The 15,518-nt window shown below is 71.8% G+C and carries 13 protein-coding genes; 2 read left to right on the forward strand and 11 right to left on the reverse strand.

Annotated features, from left to right (window positions below):
• Window positions 1-108 precede the first annotated feature (108 nt).
• The 3 genes from AC07BS_RS13810 to AC07BS_RS13820 form a co-directional block, all read right to left on the reverse strand.
• Entirely contained in the window at window positions 109-591 is a 483-nt protein-coding gene (locus tag AC07BS_RS13810) for a nuclear transport factor 2 family protein (protein ID WP_478932173.1), read from the reverse strand.
• Window positions 588-1,466, reverse strand: coding sequence for a dihydropteroate synthase (gene folP / locus AC07BS_RS13815; RefSeq protein ID WP_478645797.1), 879 nt, complete (start codon window positions 1,464-1,466; stop codon window positions 588-590). Before folP ends, AC07BS_RS13810 begins: the two co-directional genes overlap by 4 nt.
• Window positions 1,467-1,593: 127 nt before the next feature.
• A complete protein-coding gene (locus tag AC07BS_RS13820; RefSeq protein ID WP_478645795.1) occupies window positions 1,594-3,444 on the reverse strand; it encodes a phosphatidylglycerol lysyltransferase domain-containing protein in 1,851 nt (616 codons plus the stop codon).
• Window positions 3,445-3,615: 171 nt separating this feature from the next.
• Here AC07BS_RS13820 and AC07BS_RS13825 point away from each other — a divergent pair, with 171 nt between their 5' ends.
• Window positions 3,616-4,728 (forward strand): alpha/beta hydrolase, encoded by a 1,113-nt coding sequence (locus tag AC07BS_RS13825; protein WP_478645793.1) that lies wholly within the window; start codon window positions 3,616-3,618, stop codon window positions 4,726-4,728.
• 78 nt (window positions 4,729-4,806) lie between these two features.
• Here AC07BS_RS13825 and folE read toward each other — a convergent pair whose 3' ends face one another.
• From folE to dacB, 6 genes are all read right to left on the reverse strand, one after another.
• Entirely contained in the window at window positions 4,807-5,412 is a 606-nt protein-coding gene (folE, locus tag AC07BS_RS13830; protein ID WP_478645790.1) for a GTP cyclohydrolase I FolE, read from the reverse strand.
• A gap of 161 nt (window positions 5,413-5,573) precedes the next feature.
• Window positions 5,574-7,604 (reverse strand): ATP-dependent zinc metalloprotease FtsH, encoded by a 2,031-nt coding sequence (gene ftsH, locus AC07BS_RS13835; RefSeq protein WP_478645964.1) that lies wholly within the window; start codon window positions 7,602-7,604, stop codon window positions 5,574-5,576.
• Window positions 7,605-7,860: 256 nt separating this feature from the next.
• Window positions 7,861-8,400 (reverse strand): hypoxanthine phosphoribosyltransferase, encoded by a 540-nt coding sequence (gene hpt / locus AC07BS_RS13840; protein WP_478645962.1) that lies wholly within the window; start codon window positions 8,398-8,400, stop codon window positions 7,861-7,863.
• A gap of 34 nt (window positions 8,401-8,434) precedes the next feature.
• Window positions 8,435-9,457: a tRNA lysidine(34) synthetase TilS gene (tilS, locus tag AC07BS_RS13845; protein WP_478645789.1), complete on the reverse strand. Its 1,023-nt coding sequence runs from the start codon at window positions 9,455-9,457 to the stop codon at window positions 8,435-8,437.
• Between the two features lie 211 nt (window positions 9,458-9,668).
• A complete protein-coding gene (locus tag AC07BS_RS13850) occupies window positions 9,669-10,760 on the reverse strand; it encodes a zinc-dependent metalloprotease (RefSeq protein ID WP_478645787.1) in 1,092 nt (363 codons plus the stop codon).
• A 261-nt stretch (window positions 10,761-11,021) separates the two neighbouring features.
• A complete protein-coding gene (gene dacB, locus AC07BS_RS13855; protein ID WP_478932178.1) occupies window positions 11,022-12,485 on the reverse strand; it encodes a D-alanyl-D-alanine carboxypeptidase/D-alanyl-D-alanine endopeptidase in 1,464 nt (487 codons plus the stop codon).
• A gap of 86 nt (window positions 12,486-12,571) precedes the next feature.
• Here dacB and AC07BS_RS13860 point away from each other — a divergent pair, with 86 nt between their 5' ends.
• On the forward strand, window positions 12,572-13,069 hold the full coding sequence (locus AC07BS_RS13860; RefSeq protein WP_045933001.1) for an inorganic diphosphatase: 498 nt from the start codon (window positions 12,572-12,574) through the stop codon (window positions 13,067-13,069).
• A gap of 36 nt (window positions 13,070-13,105) precedes the next feature.
• Here AC07BS_RS13860 and AC07BS_RS13865 read toward each other — a convergent pair whose 3' ends face one another.
• The gene (locus tag AC07BS_RS13865) at window positions 13,106-14,797 is read right to left on the reverse strand and encodes a threonine/serine exporter family protein (protein ID WP_478932180.1); all 1,692 of its coding nucleotides are present in this window, start codon (window positions 14,795-14,797) and stop codon (window positions 13,106-13,108) included.
• 279 nt (window positions 14,798-15,076) lie between these two features.
• On the reverse strand, window positions 15,077-15,518 hold a 442-nt coding region (locus AC07BS_RS13870; protein ID WP_478932182.1), incomplete at its 5' end, for a proline-rich domain-containing protein.

A 15,518-nucleotide genomic window follows, 5' to 3' on the forward strand; every position in this document is an offset into this window, starting at 1 on the left:
AAGCAGCTCGAACGAGTGGTCACATACCCTTCACGCCGGCGTGTCGCACCAGCCGGTCACCCGGTCGGATCAGCCCACGGAATCAGCCCGAGGGATCAGCCCGAGGGATCAGCCCGTCGGCTCGGCCGGGCCGGACTCCTCGTCCTCCTCGTCCTCGTCCTCGCGCCCCGCCAGCACCGGCGACCCGTGGTGCGACCAGACCTTCCACTCGTCGCCGTCCCGCCGGAAGACGTTCGTGGCCACCACCAGCTGGCCCACCAGCGGGCCCAGCTCGCCCTCGTTCTCCGCGGGGGCGCCGCTGAGGATGTTCTCCGTACAGGTCACCAAGGCGGTGTCGCCCTGGACCGACACCTCGACGTCGGTCAGGAAGAACTGGATGTAGTCCGTGCTGGCCATGATCAGCGCGTACGAGCGCAGCACCTCGCTCCGCCCGCGCAGCACCGGCCAGCCGGGGTGGACGCACGAGACGTCGGTGTCCGGGTCGTTCAGCCACAGCCGGTCCATGGCCGCGGTGTCCCCGCGCTCGACCGCCTCGTACAGGGCCGTGTTCGCCCGCTCGACCCGCTCGCTGTCCGTACGGGCGGCGCTCACTCGGCCCCCTCGGCGGCCGCCTCGACGGCCCGGACGACCCGTACGGCGTCCGCGCTGGCCCGCACCTCGTGCACCCGTACCGCCCAGGCGCCCTCGCGGGCCGCGAGGACCGACACGGCGGCCGTGGCGGCGTCCCGCTCCCGGGCGGGCGGGGGGTCGGCCTCGGGGCCGGCCAGCACCCGGCCCAGGAAGCGCTTGCGGGAGGCGGCGACCAGCATGGGCAGCTCCAGCTCGCGGCGGAGGCGGGCCATCCCCGCCACCAGGGCCAGGTCGTGCTCGGCGTTCTTGGCGAAGCCCAGGCCGGGGTCGACGACCAGCCGGTCCGGGGCGATGCCGCCGTCGACCACGTCCTCGATCCGCCGCCGCAGCTCGCCGGCGACCTCGCCGGTCACATCGGGGCCGTAGACCGCGCGGCTGTTCATGTCGGCGCTGAAGCCGCGCCAGTGCATGACCACGAAGGGCACCCCGGCGGCCGCCACCACGGGCACCATCGCCGGGTCGGCCAGACCGCCGCTGACGTCGTTGACCAGCACCGCGCCCGCCGTGACGGCGGCCTCGGCGACCGAGGCGCGCATGGTGTCCACCGACACCACCACGCCCTCGCCGGCCAGCTCGCGGACCACCGGGATCACCCGGCGCAGCTCCTCGTCCTCGTCCACGCGGACCGCGCCCGGGCGGGTGGACTCCCCGCCCACGTCGACCAGGTCGGCGCCGGCGGCGACGAGCTCCAGGCCGTGCTTGACGGCGAGGGCGGTGTCGAACCAGTGCCCGCCGTCGGAGAACGAGTCGGGGGTGACGTTCACGACGCCCATCACCGCACACCGGTCCCACGCGGGCAGTCCCACCGGCCCGATACGGCCGCGCAACGTACTCATACCGACCAGCCTAGGGGGTGTCCGCCGGGTCGGTACGGGCCCCGGCAGCGCGAAGGCCCTCCCGGAAGGGTCCGGGAGGGCCTGTCGTCGCCGTGCGCGCCACGCGGTCAGCGGGCGCGCGCCGGGATCACGCGGCGCGCGTGACCTCCTGCTCGGAGAGGTTGGTCTCCTCGGCCATCTCGGGCTGCTGCTCCTGCGGGCGGCGGCGCAGCAGGCGGGGCAGCTCCAGGAAGCCCTCGGCCTGCATCATCGCGAAGCCGATGCGGGGCAGGTCGCGGCTGGTCGGGAAGACGATGAAGCGCGGCTCCCAGCGGGGGCGGAACTTCTCGTTGAACTTGTACAGCGACTCGATCTGGAACCAGCGCGAGAGGAAGATCAGCACCGCGCGCTGGATGCGCACGACCGGGCCGGCGCCCAGCTTGCCGCCGCGCTCCAGGGCGGAGCGGAAGAACGCGAAGTTCAGCGACAGGCGCTTGATCTTCAGCTCGGGGGCGGCCTGCAGGAAGGCGACGATCAGCAGCTCGTTCATGCCCGGGTCGGCGCTGCGGTCGCGGCGCATGAGCTCCAGCGAGCTGCCGTCCTTGCCCCACGGCACGTAGTGCTGCATGGCGCGGAGGTCGCCGAAGGGGAGGTCCTCGCCCTCCTCCGGGTCCTTGTGGGCGGTCGCGATGATCGCGTCCAGGTCCTTGGGGTCACCGATGCGGCCCAGGGCCATGGAGAAGCCGCGCTCGTCCTCGGTGTCGCGCCAGGCGTTGGCGGCCTTCTGGACGGCCTCCAGCTCCTCGGCGTTCAGGTCCCCGACGCGGCGCACCTTGGTGCTGTAGCCGTTGCGCTCGATGCGCTTGACCATCTGGCGGACGTTGCGCATGGAGCGGCCGGTCAGGCTGAAGTCGGCCACGTCGACGATGGCCTCGTCGCCCATCTCCAGGGCGTCCAGACCGGTCTCGCGGGTCCACACCTCGCCACCGGTCTCGCTGCAGCCGGCGACGGCGGGGGTCCAGGAGTGGCGCTTGGCCAGCTCCATGAACTTCTCGATGGCGCCCGGCCAGGCCTCGACGTCGCCGATCGGGTCACCGCTGGCGAGCATCACGCCGGAGACCACGCGGTACGAGACGGCGGCCTTGCCGGAGGGGGAGAAGACGACGCTCTTGTCGCGGCGCAGCGCGAAGTGGCCCAGCGAGTCGCGCTCACCGTGCTTGGCCAGCAGCTCGCGCAGCTTGTCCTCGTCCTGCTCGGTGAGCACGGGCGCCGGGTAGGCGGGGAGGAAGGCCAGGTAGGCGGTGGTGGCCACGGTCAGCAGACCGAGGGCGCCCAGGGAGTAGCCGACGGTGTAGTCGACGCCACCGGTGTAGCGGATGGAGCCCTCGAAGCCGAAGAGGCCCCAGATGACGTGCTCGATCTGCTCCAGGACCGGCGGGTCGCCGACCATCTGCTTGGGGTGCGAGCCGACGATCACCCAGCCGAGGCCGAAGCTGAAGGCACCCATCAGGACGAAGTTGGCCAGCGCCTTCCAGCGGCTGCGCGGGTCCGGCAGCGCGTAGAAGGACTTGCTGTGCGCCACCAGGTAGATGAAGAGCAGCAGCGAGAGCACCGCTCCGGGGAAGGAGTGGCGGTAGATCAGCTGGGCCGCGGCACCGATGGGCAGCAGCACCACGGCGATGAGCCAGGTCCGCTTCTTGGCCCGCTTGAGGCCATGAGCGATCATGAGCAGCAGGATGCCGACGATGATGGAGCCCGCCGCGGCCAGCTGGGTCACGGTGCCGGGCAGCACCTCGGCGAGGGAGTGGACCTTGCTCCAGCGGAACCGGGGGATGACGCCGGCGGCGATGTCGGCGAGTCCGATGAGGGCAGCGACCGTGCCCACGACGGCCGGAACGTTCTCCGGCTTGGGTCCCTTGGCGATACGCGCAAGCCCCGACAGCCACTTGGGCCCCGAAGGAACCCCATCGGACTTTTTGGCATCTACCCTGACAGACATCTCTTCCCGTCGTCCATGTCGAGTGGACCTGCGCCGTTCGGCGGCAGCGCCCGGACAATGTGCGCCCTGTAGGACGACGGTTTCGGGGTTGAGGTTCCGTGGGGGGCCGAGCCCGGAAAGAAGTAACCATTCCGCGACTCGGCGCCGGGTCGCCTCGGCAGAAAGCACCTCATGGGTCTCACCAGCATGCCAGTACTGCTACTGGCCATCGTGGCTGCGATAGTCCTCTTCGCGTTGACCATCTGGCTCTGGCCCCGGCTGGGCAAGAAGGGCGTCGGGTCCGTCCTGGCCCGCGTGGGCATGATGCTGGCCACACAGCTGTCGCTGTTCGCCGCGATCGGCCTGTGGGCGAACCAGTCCTTCGGCTTCTACGGCTCCTGGGCCGACCTCTTCGGCCAGGTCAAGAACGAGGGCGTGGTCGTCGACCACAGCGCCGGCGCCAAGCGCGTCCAGGTGGTCAGCGCCCAGGCCGTCAAGGTCCCGCGCGGTGACGTCCCCCGGGTCGGCGGCAAGATCGAGAAGATCAACATCGTCGGCCCCGAGTCGAAGATCACCAGCCCGGCCTACGTCTACCTGCCGCCGGAGTACTTCCAGCCGCAGTACGCGAACAAGAACTTTCCGGCCTCCGTCGCCCTGACCGGCTACCCGGGCACCGCCGAGGCCCTGGTCAAGGGCCTGGACTACCCGGTCCGCGCCCACAAGCTGGCCAAGGACAAGAAGATGCAGCCCACCATCCTCGTGATGATGCGGCCCACCGTCGCGCCGCCGCGCGACACCGAGTGCATCGACATACCCAACGGCCCCCAGACCGAGACCTTCTTCACGAAGGACCTGCGCAAGGCCGTCTCCGAGCACTACCGCGTCGGTACCCAGGCGAAGAACTGGGGCATCATCGGCGACTCCACCGGCGGCTACTGCGCCCTGAAGTTCGCCATGCGCCACCCCGACGCGTACTCCGCCGCCGCCTCCCTGTCCGGCTACTACAAGGCCCCGCAGGACGCCACCACCGGTTCCCTCTTCGGCGGCAGCAAGGCGCTGGAGCGGGACAACGACCTGCTGTGGCGGCTGAAGAACAAGGAGCTGCCGCCCGTCTCGCTGCTGGTGACCTCCAGCAAGAAGGGCGAGCACAACTACAAGGACACCCTGAAGTTCATCGACATGGCCGCGAAGTCCCCCACCCGGGTCTCCTCGATCATCCTGGAGAGCGGCGGGCACAACTTCAACACCTGGCGCCGCGAGCTGAACCCCACCCTGAAGTGGATGAGCAGCCGGCTGAGCGCCTAGCCGCCACCGCACCCCCGGGGCCCGCCGTCGTGCGGGCCCTTTCCCGTGCCCGGGCCGGCACGCTCACCGAGCCCTCTCTCAGCGCGCCATGATGAGGCTCATGGCCTCGGCCCGCGTGGCGGGGTCGCGCAGCTGACCGCGCACGGCGGAGGTCAGCGTCTTGGCGCCCGGCTTGCGGATACCGCGCATGGACATGCACATGTGCTCGCACTCGATGACCACGACCACGCCGCGCGGCTCCAGGATCTCCATCAGGGAGTCCGCGATCTGGGTCGTCAGCCGCTCCTGCACCTGCGGACGGCGGGCGTAGACGTCCACCAGCCGGGCCAGCTTCGACAGGCCGGTGATCTTCCCGGTGGTGGAGGGGATGTAGCCGACGTGGGCCACGCCGTGGAACGGGACCAGGTGGTGCTCGCAGGTGCTGTACACCTCGATGTCGCGGACCAGCACCATCTCGTCGTGGCCCAGGTCGAAGGTCGTGGTCAGCACGTCCTGGGGCTCCTGCCACAGGCCGGCGAATATCTCCTTGTACGCCCGCGCCACCCGCGCCGGGGTCTCCCGCAGGCCTTCCCGGTCCGGGTCCTCGCCGACGGCCAGCAGCAGCTCGCGGACGGCGTTCTCGGCCCGCTTCTCGTCGAACACGCCGATGGAGCCCTCGGCGTCCAGCGTCACCGGGTCGGTCATGGGCTTGCCTCGTTCTCTCGGTTCACTCGTGCGTCGGCGGCGCGTCCGTCCGGCCGGCGGGTCGGAAATGCGCGATGCCGCGCCCCCAAGGCTAGAACCTGGGGGGCGCGGCATCCATTCCGGGCCCTGTGCGGGGCCGGTATCCGCTGGTGGGAGGGGTGTCAGGCCTCCGGAGTGCCCGGCACGTCCTTCGACAGGTCGAGGGAGTCGGCCGAGGCGGCGGAGCCGTTGCCGGCCGCCGTGTTGTTGGTCGGCGCGAGCTCCTTGGGGGAGAGCACCGGCGGGCGGCTGGAGGGCGTACGGCGCGAGGAGCCGGTCCACGCGGGGCGGGCCGGGCGCTTCACGACGTGCTTGAAGATCTCGGCGATCTCCTCCTTGTTCAGCGTCTCCTTCTCCAGGAGGGCCAGAACGAGGTTGTCGAGGATGTCGCGGTTCTCGACGAGGATCTCCCACGCCTCGTTGTGCGCGGTCTCGATGAGCTTCTTGACCTCTTCGTCGACCAGCGCGGCGACCTCTTCGGAGTAGTCGCGCTGGTGCGCCATCTCGCGGCCCAGGAACGGCTCGGAATTGTCGGAGCCGAACTTGATCGCGCCCAGGCGCTCGGTCATGCCGTACTGCGTCACCATCGCGCGGGCCGTGGCGGTGGCCTTCTCGATGTCGTTCGCGGCGCCCGTGGTCGGGTCGTGGAAGACCAGCTCCTCGGCCGCGCGGCCGCCCAGCATGTAGGCCAGCTGGTCGAGCATCTCGTTGCGCGTGGTGGAGTACTTGTCCTCGTCGGGGAGGACCATGGTGTAGCCGAGCGCGCGGCCCCGGGACAGGATCGTGATCTTGTGGACCGGGTCAGAGTTCGGGGAGGCCGCCGCGACCAGGGCGTGTCCGCCCTCGTGGTACGCGGTGATCTTCTTCTCCTTGTCGCTCATGATCCGGGTCCGCTTCTGCGGTCCGGCCACGACACGGTCGATCGCCTCGTCCAGCATGTGGTTGTCGATCAGCTTGCGGTCGCTGCGGGCCGTCAGCAGGGCGGCCTCGTTCAGGACGTTCGACAGATCGGCACCCGTGAAGCCGGGGGTGCGGCGGGCGACGGCGGCCAGGTCGACGTCGGGCGCGACCGGCTTGCCCTTCTGGTGGACCTTGAGGATCTCCAGACGGCCCTGCATGTCCGGACGGTCGACGGCGATCTGCCGGTCGAAACGGCCCGGGCGCAGCAGCGCCGGGTCGAGGATGTCCGGGCGGTTGGTGGCGGCGATCAGGATGACGCCGCCCTTGACGTCGAAGCCGTCCATCTCGACGAGCAGCTGGTTCAGCGTCTGCTCGCGCTCGTCGTGACCGCCGCCCAGGCCGGCGCCGCGGTGGCGGCCGACGGCGTCGATCTCGTCGACGAAGACGATGGCCGGCGCGTTGGCCTTGGCCTGCTCGAAGAGGTCACGGACCCGGGAGGCACCGACACCCACGAACATCTCGACGAAGTCGGAGCCGGAGATCGAGTAGAACGGCACGCCCGCCTCGCCTGCGACGGCGCGCGCGAGCAGCGTCTTGCCCGTACCGGGCGGGCCGTACAGCAGCACACCCTTGGGGATCTTGGCGCCGACGGCCTGGAACTTCGCCGGCTCCTGGAGGAACTCCTTGATCTCGTGGAGCTCCTCGACGGCCTCGTCCGAGCCCGCCACATCGGCGAACGTCGTCTTCGGCGTGTCCTTGGTGATCAGCTTGGCCTTCGACTTCCCGAAGTTCATCACTCGGGAGCCGCCGCCCTGCATCTGGTTCATCAGGAACAGGAACACGACGACGATCAGAACGAAGGGCAGCAGCGAGAGCAGGACACCGAGGAACGGGTTCTGCTTCGACGTCGAGACGTTGTACCCGTCGGGCAGCGTGCTCGTGTCGTCGTCATCGGCCTTGGCCTGGAGATCCTTGGAGATCTCGACGCCCTGGTCGCCGATGTAGTTCGCCTGGACCTTGCTCGAGCCCTTGATCTTGACGCCGCTCTTGAGCTCGACCTTGATCTTGTTCTCGTCGCCGGTGGTCAGCTCGGCCGACTTCACCTGGTTCTTGTCGATCGCGTGTACGACCTGGCTGGTGTCCACCGACTTGTAGCCGCCGGACGAGCCGACGACCTGCATCAACACGACCACGGCGAGGACGGCCAGCACGATCCACATGACCGGCCCACGGAAGTAGCGCTTCACGTCCATCCATACGGGGCGCTCGCGCCCCGTCCCTCCTGCCACAGTGAGGCACGGTCACCCCCGGACGGGGTGCCTGTGCGTGCGGTGTCGTACTCGACCTTGATAAAGATTGAAAAGACTGACCTTCGGACGGTACCCCAGCATTGTCACCCGACGCCGCCAAGGACGGTCAACACACCCGCCCTCCCCTGCTCCAACGGCGGGAAGCCGATATCGGTTCCCGCCCGCCGGACGGCCCCGTCTCCCGGGGCCGGGGATGAACTCAGCCGCCGTAGACGTGCGGCGCGAGCGTGCCCACGAAGGGCAGATTGCGGTACTTCTCCGCGAAGTCGAGACCATAACCGACGACGAACTCGTTCGGAATGTCGAAGCCGACCCACTTCACGTCGATCGCGACCTTGGCCGCCTCCGGCTTGCGCAGCAGCGTCACGACATTGAGCGACGCCGGCTCGCGCGAGCCCAGGTTCGACAGCAGCCAGGACAGCGTCAGGCCCGAGTCGATGATGTCCTCGACGATCAGGACGTGCTTGCCCTTGATGTCGGTGTCCAGGTCCTTGAGAATCCGGACCACACCCGAGGACTGGGTGCCCGCGCCGTACGACGACACGGCCATCCAGTCCATGGTGACGGGGTTGGACAGCGCACGCGCCAGGTCCGCCATCACCATCACGGCGCCCTTGAGGACGCCGATAATGAGAAGGTCCTTGCCCGCGTACTCCGCGTCGATCTTCGCCGCCAGCTCGGCCAGCTTCGCGTCGATCTCTTCCTTGGTGATGAGCACCGACTTCAGGTCGGTGCCCATGTCCTTGTCGTCCACCCGCGCCACTCTCGCTCGTTCACGATTGCCGGAGGACCAGTCTGCCACCCTGCCTGCGGACCGCGACGCGCCCGGGCAGGTTGATCGCCCCCTGACCGCGCCAGCCGGTGATCAGGCGGTCGACCTCCTCCAGATGCCGGGCGAAGAGGGAACCGGCCGGGGAGCCCGCCTCGATGGCCGCGCGGCGCAGCACCCGGCGGCGGACGGCGGGCGGCAGGGCGTAGAGCTTGGCGACCTCCAGGTCGCCCGCGTCGTCACGGACGGAGGGCTCCACGGCGGCGGCCCAGGAGTCGAGGGCGTCGGCGTCGTCGCGGGAGAGCTGCGCGGTCCGGGCGAGGGCCTCGACCACGCCCTTGCCCAGCGCCTTCTCCAGGACGGGCAGGGCTTCGTGGCGGACCCGGGAGCGGGTGTAGGCGGGGTCGGCGTTGTGCGGGTCGTCCCAGACGGGCAGGGACTGGACCATGCAGGCCTTGCGCGCGGTCTGGCGGTCCAGGCCGAGGAAGGGGCGGCGGTAGCGGCCGCCGGCGCCGGAGGCGGTGGCCATGCCGGACAGCGAGCGGATCCCGGAGCCGCGGGCGAGCCCGAGCAGCACCGTCTCCGCCTGGTCGTCACGGGTGTGGCCGAGGAGGATCGCGGCGGCGCCGTGCCGGTCGGCGACGGCGTCCAGGGCGGCGTAGCGGGCGTCCCGGGCGGCGGCCTCGGGACCGCCCTCGCGGCCGACGTCGACGCGCACGGCCTCCACGGGATCGAGACCGAAGGCGGTGAGGCGGTTGACGACCTCGGCGGCGCGCAGGTCGGAACCCGGCTGCAGGCCGTGGTCCACCGTCACACCACCGGCCCTGACCCCGAGGCGGGGGCCCTCGAAGGCGAGGGCGGAGGCGAGGGCCATGGAGTCGGCGCCGCCGGAGCAGGCGACGAGGACGAGCGGCGGGCGGTCGCCGGCCGCGCTGGGGACGGATGCGGGCGGAGCGAGGGTGAGAACGTCGTGGAGAACGCGGCGGACCGCCAGGCGTATCGCCGCGACCGCGGGGTGTGGACCCATGTCCGTGTGTCCAATCGTTCCATTCGAAGGGGGGTGCCGGAGACGGTCCCGGGGCCTGCCGACTCCGAGTATCAGCCCGCTTCCGTCACGCTGTGTGCGTCGATGGTGACAGAGACGAGCCTTTACCCGAGCATCGCACGCCCACCCTTGGCACACGGTCCCTCGGACGGGTGATAGCGGGAGCGTTCATCCGGCGTGGCGCGAACCCGGGTCACCCCTCGGTCCGGCCGTGCACCCGTGCGACCCAGTCCGCCGGTTTGGCGATCTCGGCCTTGGTGGGCAGGGTGTTCGGCGACGTCCACACCCGGTTGAAGCCCTCCATGCCGACCTCGTCGACCACGGCCCGGACGAACCGCTCGCCATCACGGTACTGCCGCAGCTTCGCGTCCAGACCCAGCAGCCTGCGCAGCGCCGCGTCCAACCGGCCGGCGCCGCTGGCCCGGCGCTTCTGGAACTTCTCCCGGATCTCGGCCACGGACGGCACCACGTGCGGGCCCACCCCGTCCATCACATAATCCGCGTGCCCCTCCAACAGCGACATCACCGCCGTCAGCCGGGCCAGCACCTCCCGCTGCGCCGGCGTCTGCACCAGCTCCACGATGCTGCGCCCCTCCTCCGGCGGACGCCCCCCGGCCAGCGACTGCGCGGCCTCCCGCACCCGCTCCAGCAGGGTCGCCGGGTCCACCTCCGTCTCGCTCAGGAAGGTCTGGATCTCCCCCTCCAGGTGGTCCCGCAGCCAGGGCACCGCCGTGAACTGCGTACGGTGCGTCTCCTCGTGCAGGCACACCCACAGACGGAAGTCGTGCGGATCCACGTCCAGCTCCCGCTCGACGTGCACGATGTTCGGCGCCACCAGCAGCAGCCGCCCCCGCGAGACCGGGGCGAACGTCTCGTACTGGCCCAGCACCCGGGACGCCAGGAACGACAACAGCATCCCCAGCTCCACGCCGGTCACCTTGCCGCCGACCGTCCCCAGCACCGAGCCGCCCGGCAGCCCCGACCGGCGGTCCTGCATCTTCGCCAGCAGCGGCCCCAGCACCGCCCGGAACCCGGCGACATTGGCCTCGACCCACCCGGCCCGGTCGACGATCAGCACCGGCGTGCCGTTCGCCTCCCCCGGGTCCGCCCCCATGCGGGTGAACCCCCGCACATGCCCCTCCGACGCCCTGGCGTGCCGGCGCAGCTCCGCCACCACCTGCCGCGCCTCGTCCCGGCTCACCTCGGGCCCCGGCCGTACGAGCCGGGTCGCTGTCGCGACCGCGAGCTTCCAGTCGACCATCTCCGTGCCACCGACGCTCGTCATGCCTTCACCGTACGTGCTGCGCACAGCTCCCGTAGAGGGCTTCCGGCCGCAGTCGGCCCCGCACCGGGGCTCCGCCCCGAACCCCGGTCCTCAAACGCCGGACGGGCTGAAATGGCGCCCGGTCGCGGGCACGGCCGCAGCCCGGTTGTGGGCACGCGCCGCTCCCGGTTGTGGGCAATCGTTCCGCAGGGCTGGGGGCACCTCCCAGCGGTAGCTGGGGGAGGGTGGGCACAACCGGACCACCGGGCCGCACCACCGCCCTCACTGAAGCGTCGTCACCGCCGCCGCCAGCCGGTCCAGCGCCCGCTGCGCCGCATCGGCGTCCGTCGTTCCCGACGCCATGAACGCGAAGACCACCAGCCGCCCACCCCGCGTCACCGCCGTCCCGGCCAGCGTGTTCACCCCGGTCAGCGTGCCCGTCTTGGCCCGCACGGTCGCCCGCCCCGCGCTCTCCCGCGGGTAGCGGTCCCGCAGCGTCCCGCTGAAGCCCGCCACCGGCAACCCGGTCAGCACGGGCCGCAGCCGCGGCGCGGACGCGTCCGCGCTGCGGGCCAGCAGCCGGGCGAGGAAGCGGGCCGACACCTGGTCGGCGCGGTCCAGCCCGCTGCCGTCGGCGATGCGTACGCCCGCCATCGGCAGCCCCAGCCCGGCCAGCCGGTCGGTGACGGCACGGGCCGCGCCCTCGAAGCTCGCCGGTTGGCCGGAGGCGAGCGCGGTCTGGCGCGCCAGCGCCTCGGCGATGTCGTTGTCGCTGTTGGTGAGCGCCCGCTCGACGAGGTCGGCGAGCGGCGGCGACGCGACGGCGGCGAGCCGTGCCGCGCCGCCGGGCGCCCGGCCCTCGACCGGTTCGCCGTCGGTCTCCACGCCCCGGTCGCGCAGCAGGTCGGCGAAGGTCCGGGCGGCGTCCGCGGCCGGTTCGGCGCTGCGGTCGGCGGGGCCGCGGTCGGAGTCGTCGAGCCTGCCCTCGTCGACCATGAGCGGACTGACGGGGGCGATGTTGTCGTTGTTGAGGCCGATGGGGTGCGTCACCGGTCCGGCGTAGCGCGACACGTCGTAGAAGAGCTTCGTCCGGCTCGTACCGCGCGCCTTGAGCGCGTGGACCGTCGCGTCGGCCAGGTCGGCGAGCGAGGCGGGGCGCGGCCCGCCGCCCCCGGCCTTCGCCGGCCGTGCCGTGAGCGTGGGGTCTCCCCCGCCGACCAGCACGATCCCGTCCGGCCCCGCCATCACCGTGGTCTCGACGCGGTGCTCGGGCCCGAGCGCGGCGAGCGCGGCCGCCGCCGTGACGATCTTGATCGTCGAAGCCGGCGTGTACGCGGTGTCCTCCCCGGCCCCGTACAACTGCTCGCCGGTGGCGGCGTCGATGACGGACGCCGACGGCTCCGACCCCAGCGCCGGGTCCCGCAACAGCGGCTCCAGCTCACCGGCGAGGCCGTCGCGGCCCTCGCCGCCCCGGGCCGCGGCGGCGGCCCGCAGCGCGCCCAGCACCGGCGGTGCCGTGACCGCGCCCGCGCGCCCGGCACCGTCACCCCCGGAGTGGAGCCCGGCGGCGGCCCTGGCCCGTTCGGCCTTACGCTGACCTCCGTCCCAGGGCCCGGCGGCCGCCACCGCGACGCTCGCGGCGACCACGCCGGCCACGGCGGACGCGGCGGTGAACCGTACGGTCCGACGCCGCGCCACGGGCATGTCCCGCCAGCGGCCGACCTGCCAGCGTCCGGCTTCAGGCACGACGGACCAGCCCCTTTCGCCACCACACACCTGCGTGGGGGACACTTAATCACCAGACGTATGTGTTGATCATGAAGGAGCCACCCGTGGAGTTCGACGTCACCATCGAGATCCCGAAGGGTTCGCGGAACAAGTACGAGGTGGACCACGAGACCGGTCGCATCCGTCTGGACCGCCGACTCTTCACCTCGACCTCCTACCCGGCCGACTACGGCTTCGTCGAGAACACCCTCGGCGAGGACGGCGACCCGCTGGACGCGCTGGTCATTCTGGACGAGCCGACCTTCCCCGGCTGCCTCATCAAGTGCCGCGCCATCGGCATGTTCCGCATGACGGACGAGGCCGGCGGCGACGACAAGCTGCTCTGCGTCCCGGCGAACGACCCGCGCGTCGAGCACCTCCGCGACATCCACCACGTGTCGGAGTTCGACCGCCTCGAGATCCAGCACTTCTTCGAGGTCTACAAGGACCTGGAGCCGGGCAAGTCCGTCGAGGGTGCCGACTGGGTCGGCCGCGCCGAGGCCGAGGCCGAGATCGAGGCCTCCTACAAGCGCCTCGAGGCCGCCGGCGGCTCGCACCACTGAGCCTGACGCGCTGACGCGCCGAGTGGACGCGCGGGGCTAGAAACCGCGCGTCCGCTTGGCCGCCCGCCGCCCGGCCCCCGCGCCGGGTACCTTGAGGAAGAGCCGGGCCATCTCCGAGCCCAGGTTCACCCCGATGGCGATCGCCAGCGCCAGGGCCGCCGCCTTGGTGAGGCTGGAGATGCCGGTGTTCAGCTCGTTCTTCGCGAAGTTGAGCAGCGCGAAGTAGACCGCGCTACCCGGCAGCAGCGGCCCGATGGCCGCCGTGATGTACGGCAGCGCAGAGACGTGCCGGTAGCGCGCCAGCAGCTGCCCGAAGAGGCCCACGAGCCCGGCCGCCACCGCCGTGGCGGGCACCGGGTCGGCCCCCACCGTGTCGGCCAGCGCCCCGTAGATCACCCAGGCGACCCCGCCGTTCAGCGTGGTCACCCATACGGTGTGTCGTTCCTGTTGCAGCAGCAGGGCGAACGCGAACGCCAGCAGCATGGCCGCGATGATCTGGATGACCGGCCGCTCCCGGTGCTGCAACGCCGCCTCCGGGTTCAGCGTCCCGCCGCCGACGTGCACACCCCCGTAGAGGACCACCAGCACGCCGCAGACGATGCCCACGATGAGGTAGCCGACCTCCAGCAACCGCGCGGCCGCCGTGATGTAGAAGCCGGTCAGCCCGTCCTGCACGCCCGCCACCAGCGCCCGCCCGGGGATCAGCGCGAACAGCCCACCGGTGATCACGGCGGACGCCTGGATGTCGGGGTACGTGCGGCTCAGCGCCACGCCCATCGCCGCCGGCGGCAGCGCGGCCGCCACGAACTGGTAGAACTCCGGCAGCCCGCGCCCGGCCGCCAGCCACGCCAGCCGGTCGCCGAGCATCGCACCGACCGCGGCCGCCACGAAGACCACCGTCCCGCCACCGACCAGCATGCTCGCCGCGCCCGCGAGCACCCCGGAGGCCAGCGTCAGCGCCCAGCCGGGGTACGGGTGCCGGTTGCGGCGGATCTCGGCCAGCCGGCCGTACGCCTCCTCAAGGGTCAGCCCCTGCGAGGCGACGTCGTGGACGAGCCGGTAGACGGCGTTCAGGCGGGTGTAGTCCGTGCCCCGGCGCCGTACCGTACGGTGCGCGGTGACCGGATCGTCGACGAGCGACGCCTGATAGCTGACGGTCAGCAGGGTGAACGTCACGGTCGGCTCGCAGCGCCCGAGCCCGTAGGCGTGCGCCACGCCCAGCATCGCGGTCTCCACGTCCTCGGCCCCCTCGCCGCCGGCGAGCAGCAGCTCGCCGATGCGCAGCGTCAGGTCGAGCACGCGCGGGACGGCCGGCCCCGTCTCCTCCTCCTGACGGACGGGACGGTCGGGCACGGGCCGCTCGGCGAGCGGCATGCGCAGCATGGTCCGCATCCGGTCCTGCCAGGGCGCCTCCTTGACGAGGCTGACCTTGGGTATGCCGTGCGGCGGGGTGAAGGCGGGGTACGCGGCCGGTACGGGCGCCGGGGCCGGGGCGCCCCCCGGCCGGGTGAAGGCCGACCCCTCGGGCTCACCCTCGGGCTCCGGAGCGACGCCCTGCGGCAGCGCGAACTCCGACGTCGGGTGCTCTTCCTCCGGCGGGGGCGGCAGCGGCACGCCCAGCGGCGGGGTGAAGGCGCTGTGCGCCTCGTCGGACCGCGGCTTGCGGTCCTCGGCCGGGTCGTCCACCGGGTCCGGTCCGCCGCCACCCCGCTGCCGATCCGCCACCACACGCTCCTCGTCAGGCCCTCACGCACCGTCCTGCTCAGTGCCACCATGCCTGATGCCCCGTAGGGGTGCGCAACGGGGGCCGCCCAAGAGAAAACGGCCCCCAGCGAAACGGCCACCCATGCGAAACGGCAGCCCCTGCGGCGGAGAGCCGTGGGACTGCCGTGCGCCCTGACGGGCGGGGGGAAGGGGGCCGGCCGCTTCAGCGGCGAGCGTGCCATGCAGGCCTGCGGCCGGCTGGTTCAACGGCGAGCGTGCCACCCAGGCCTGCGGCCCGCCGGCTCAGCGACGAGCGTGCCGGCCCCGGTGGTTCGGCGGGTCGTGGGGGTCGTGCGAGTCGTGCGGGTAGTCGTAGCCGTCGTCGGCGGGCTGGTCGGGGTAGCCGGCACCGACGGGCGGCTGAGCGTAGCCGCCTGCGGCGGGCGGGGGCTGGTGACCGCCACCGGCAGGCGGGTTCTGGTAGCCACCGGCGACGGGCGGGGCCTCGTAGCCGCCAACGGCGGGCGGGGCCTGGTAGCCGCCGGAGACGGGCGGGGCCTCGTAGCCGCCAACGGCGGGCGGAGCCTGGTAGCCACCGGAGACGGGCGGGTTCTGGTGCCCGCCACCGACCACAGGCGGATTCTGGTGCCCACCGGCCACAGGCGCGTTCTGGTAGCCGCCCTGGACGGGCGGGGCCTGGTGCCCGCCACCCACGGGAGCGCCCTGGTAGCCGCCACCGGCGGGC

The sequence above is a fragment of the Streptomyces sp. NPDC044063 genome, assembly GCF_056434285.1.

Coding starts and splice junctions, on each gene's coding strand:
- folE (WP_478645790.1), bottom strand. CDS start 5,412: ATGACCGACCCGGTGACGCTGGACGCCGAGGGCTCCATCGGCGTGTTC.
- AC07BS_RS13820 (WP_478645795.1), bottom strand. CDS start 3,444: ATGTCTGTCAGGGTAGATGCCAAAAAGTCCGATGGGGTTCCTTCGGGG.
- tilS (WP_478645789.1), bottom strand. CDS start 9,457: ATGGGTCCACACCCCGCGGTCGCGGCGATACGCCTGGCGGTCCGCCGC.
- hpt (WP_478645962.1), bottom strand. CDS start 8,400: ATGGGCACCGACCTGAAGTCGGTGCTCATCACCAAGGAAGAGATCGAC.
- AC07BS_RS13850 (WP_478645787.1), bottom strand. CDS start 10,760: ATGACGAGCGTCGGTGGCACGGAGATGGTCGACTGGAAGCTCGCGGTC.
- AC07BS_RS13825 (WP_478645793.1), top strand. CDS start 3,616: ATGGGTCTCACCAGCATGCCAGTACTGCTACTGGCCATCGTGGCTGCG.
- folP (WP_478645797.1), bottom strand. CDS start 1,466: ATGAGTACGTTGCGCGGCCGTATCGGGCCGGTGGGACTGCCCGCGTGG.
- ftsH (WP_478645964.1), bottom strand. CDS start 7,604: ATGGACGTGAAGCGCTACTTCCGTGGGCCGGTCATGTGGATCGTGCTG.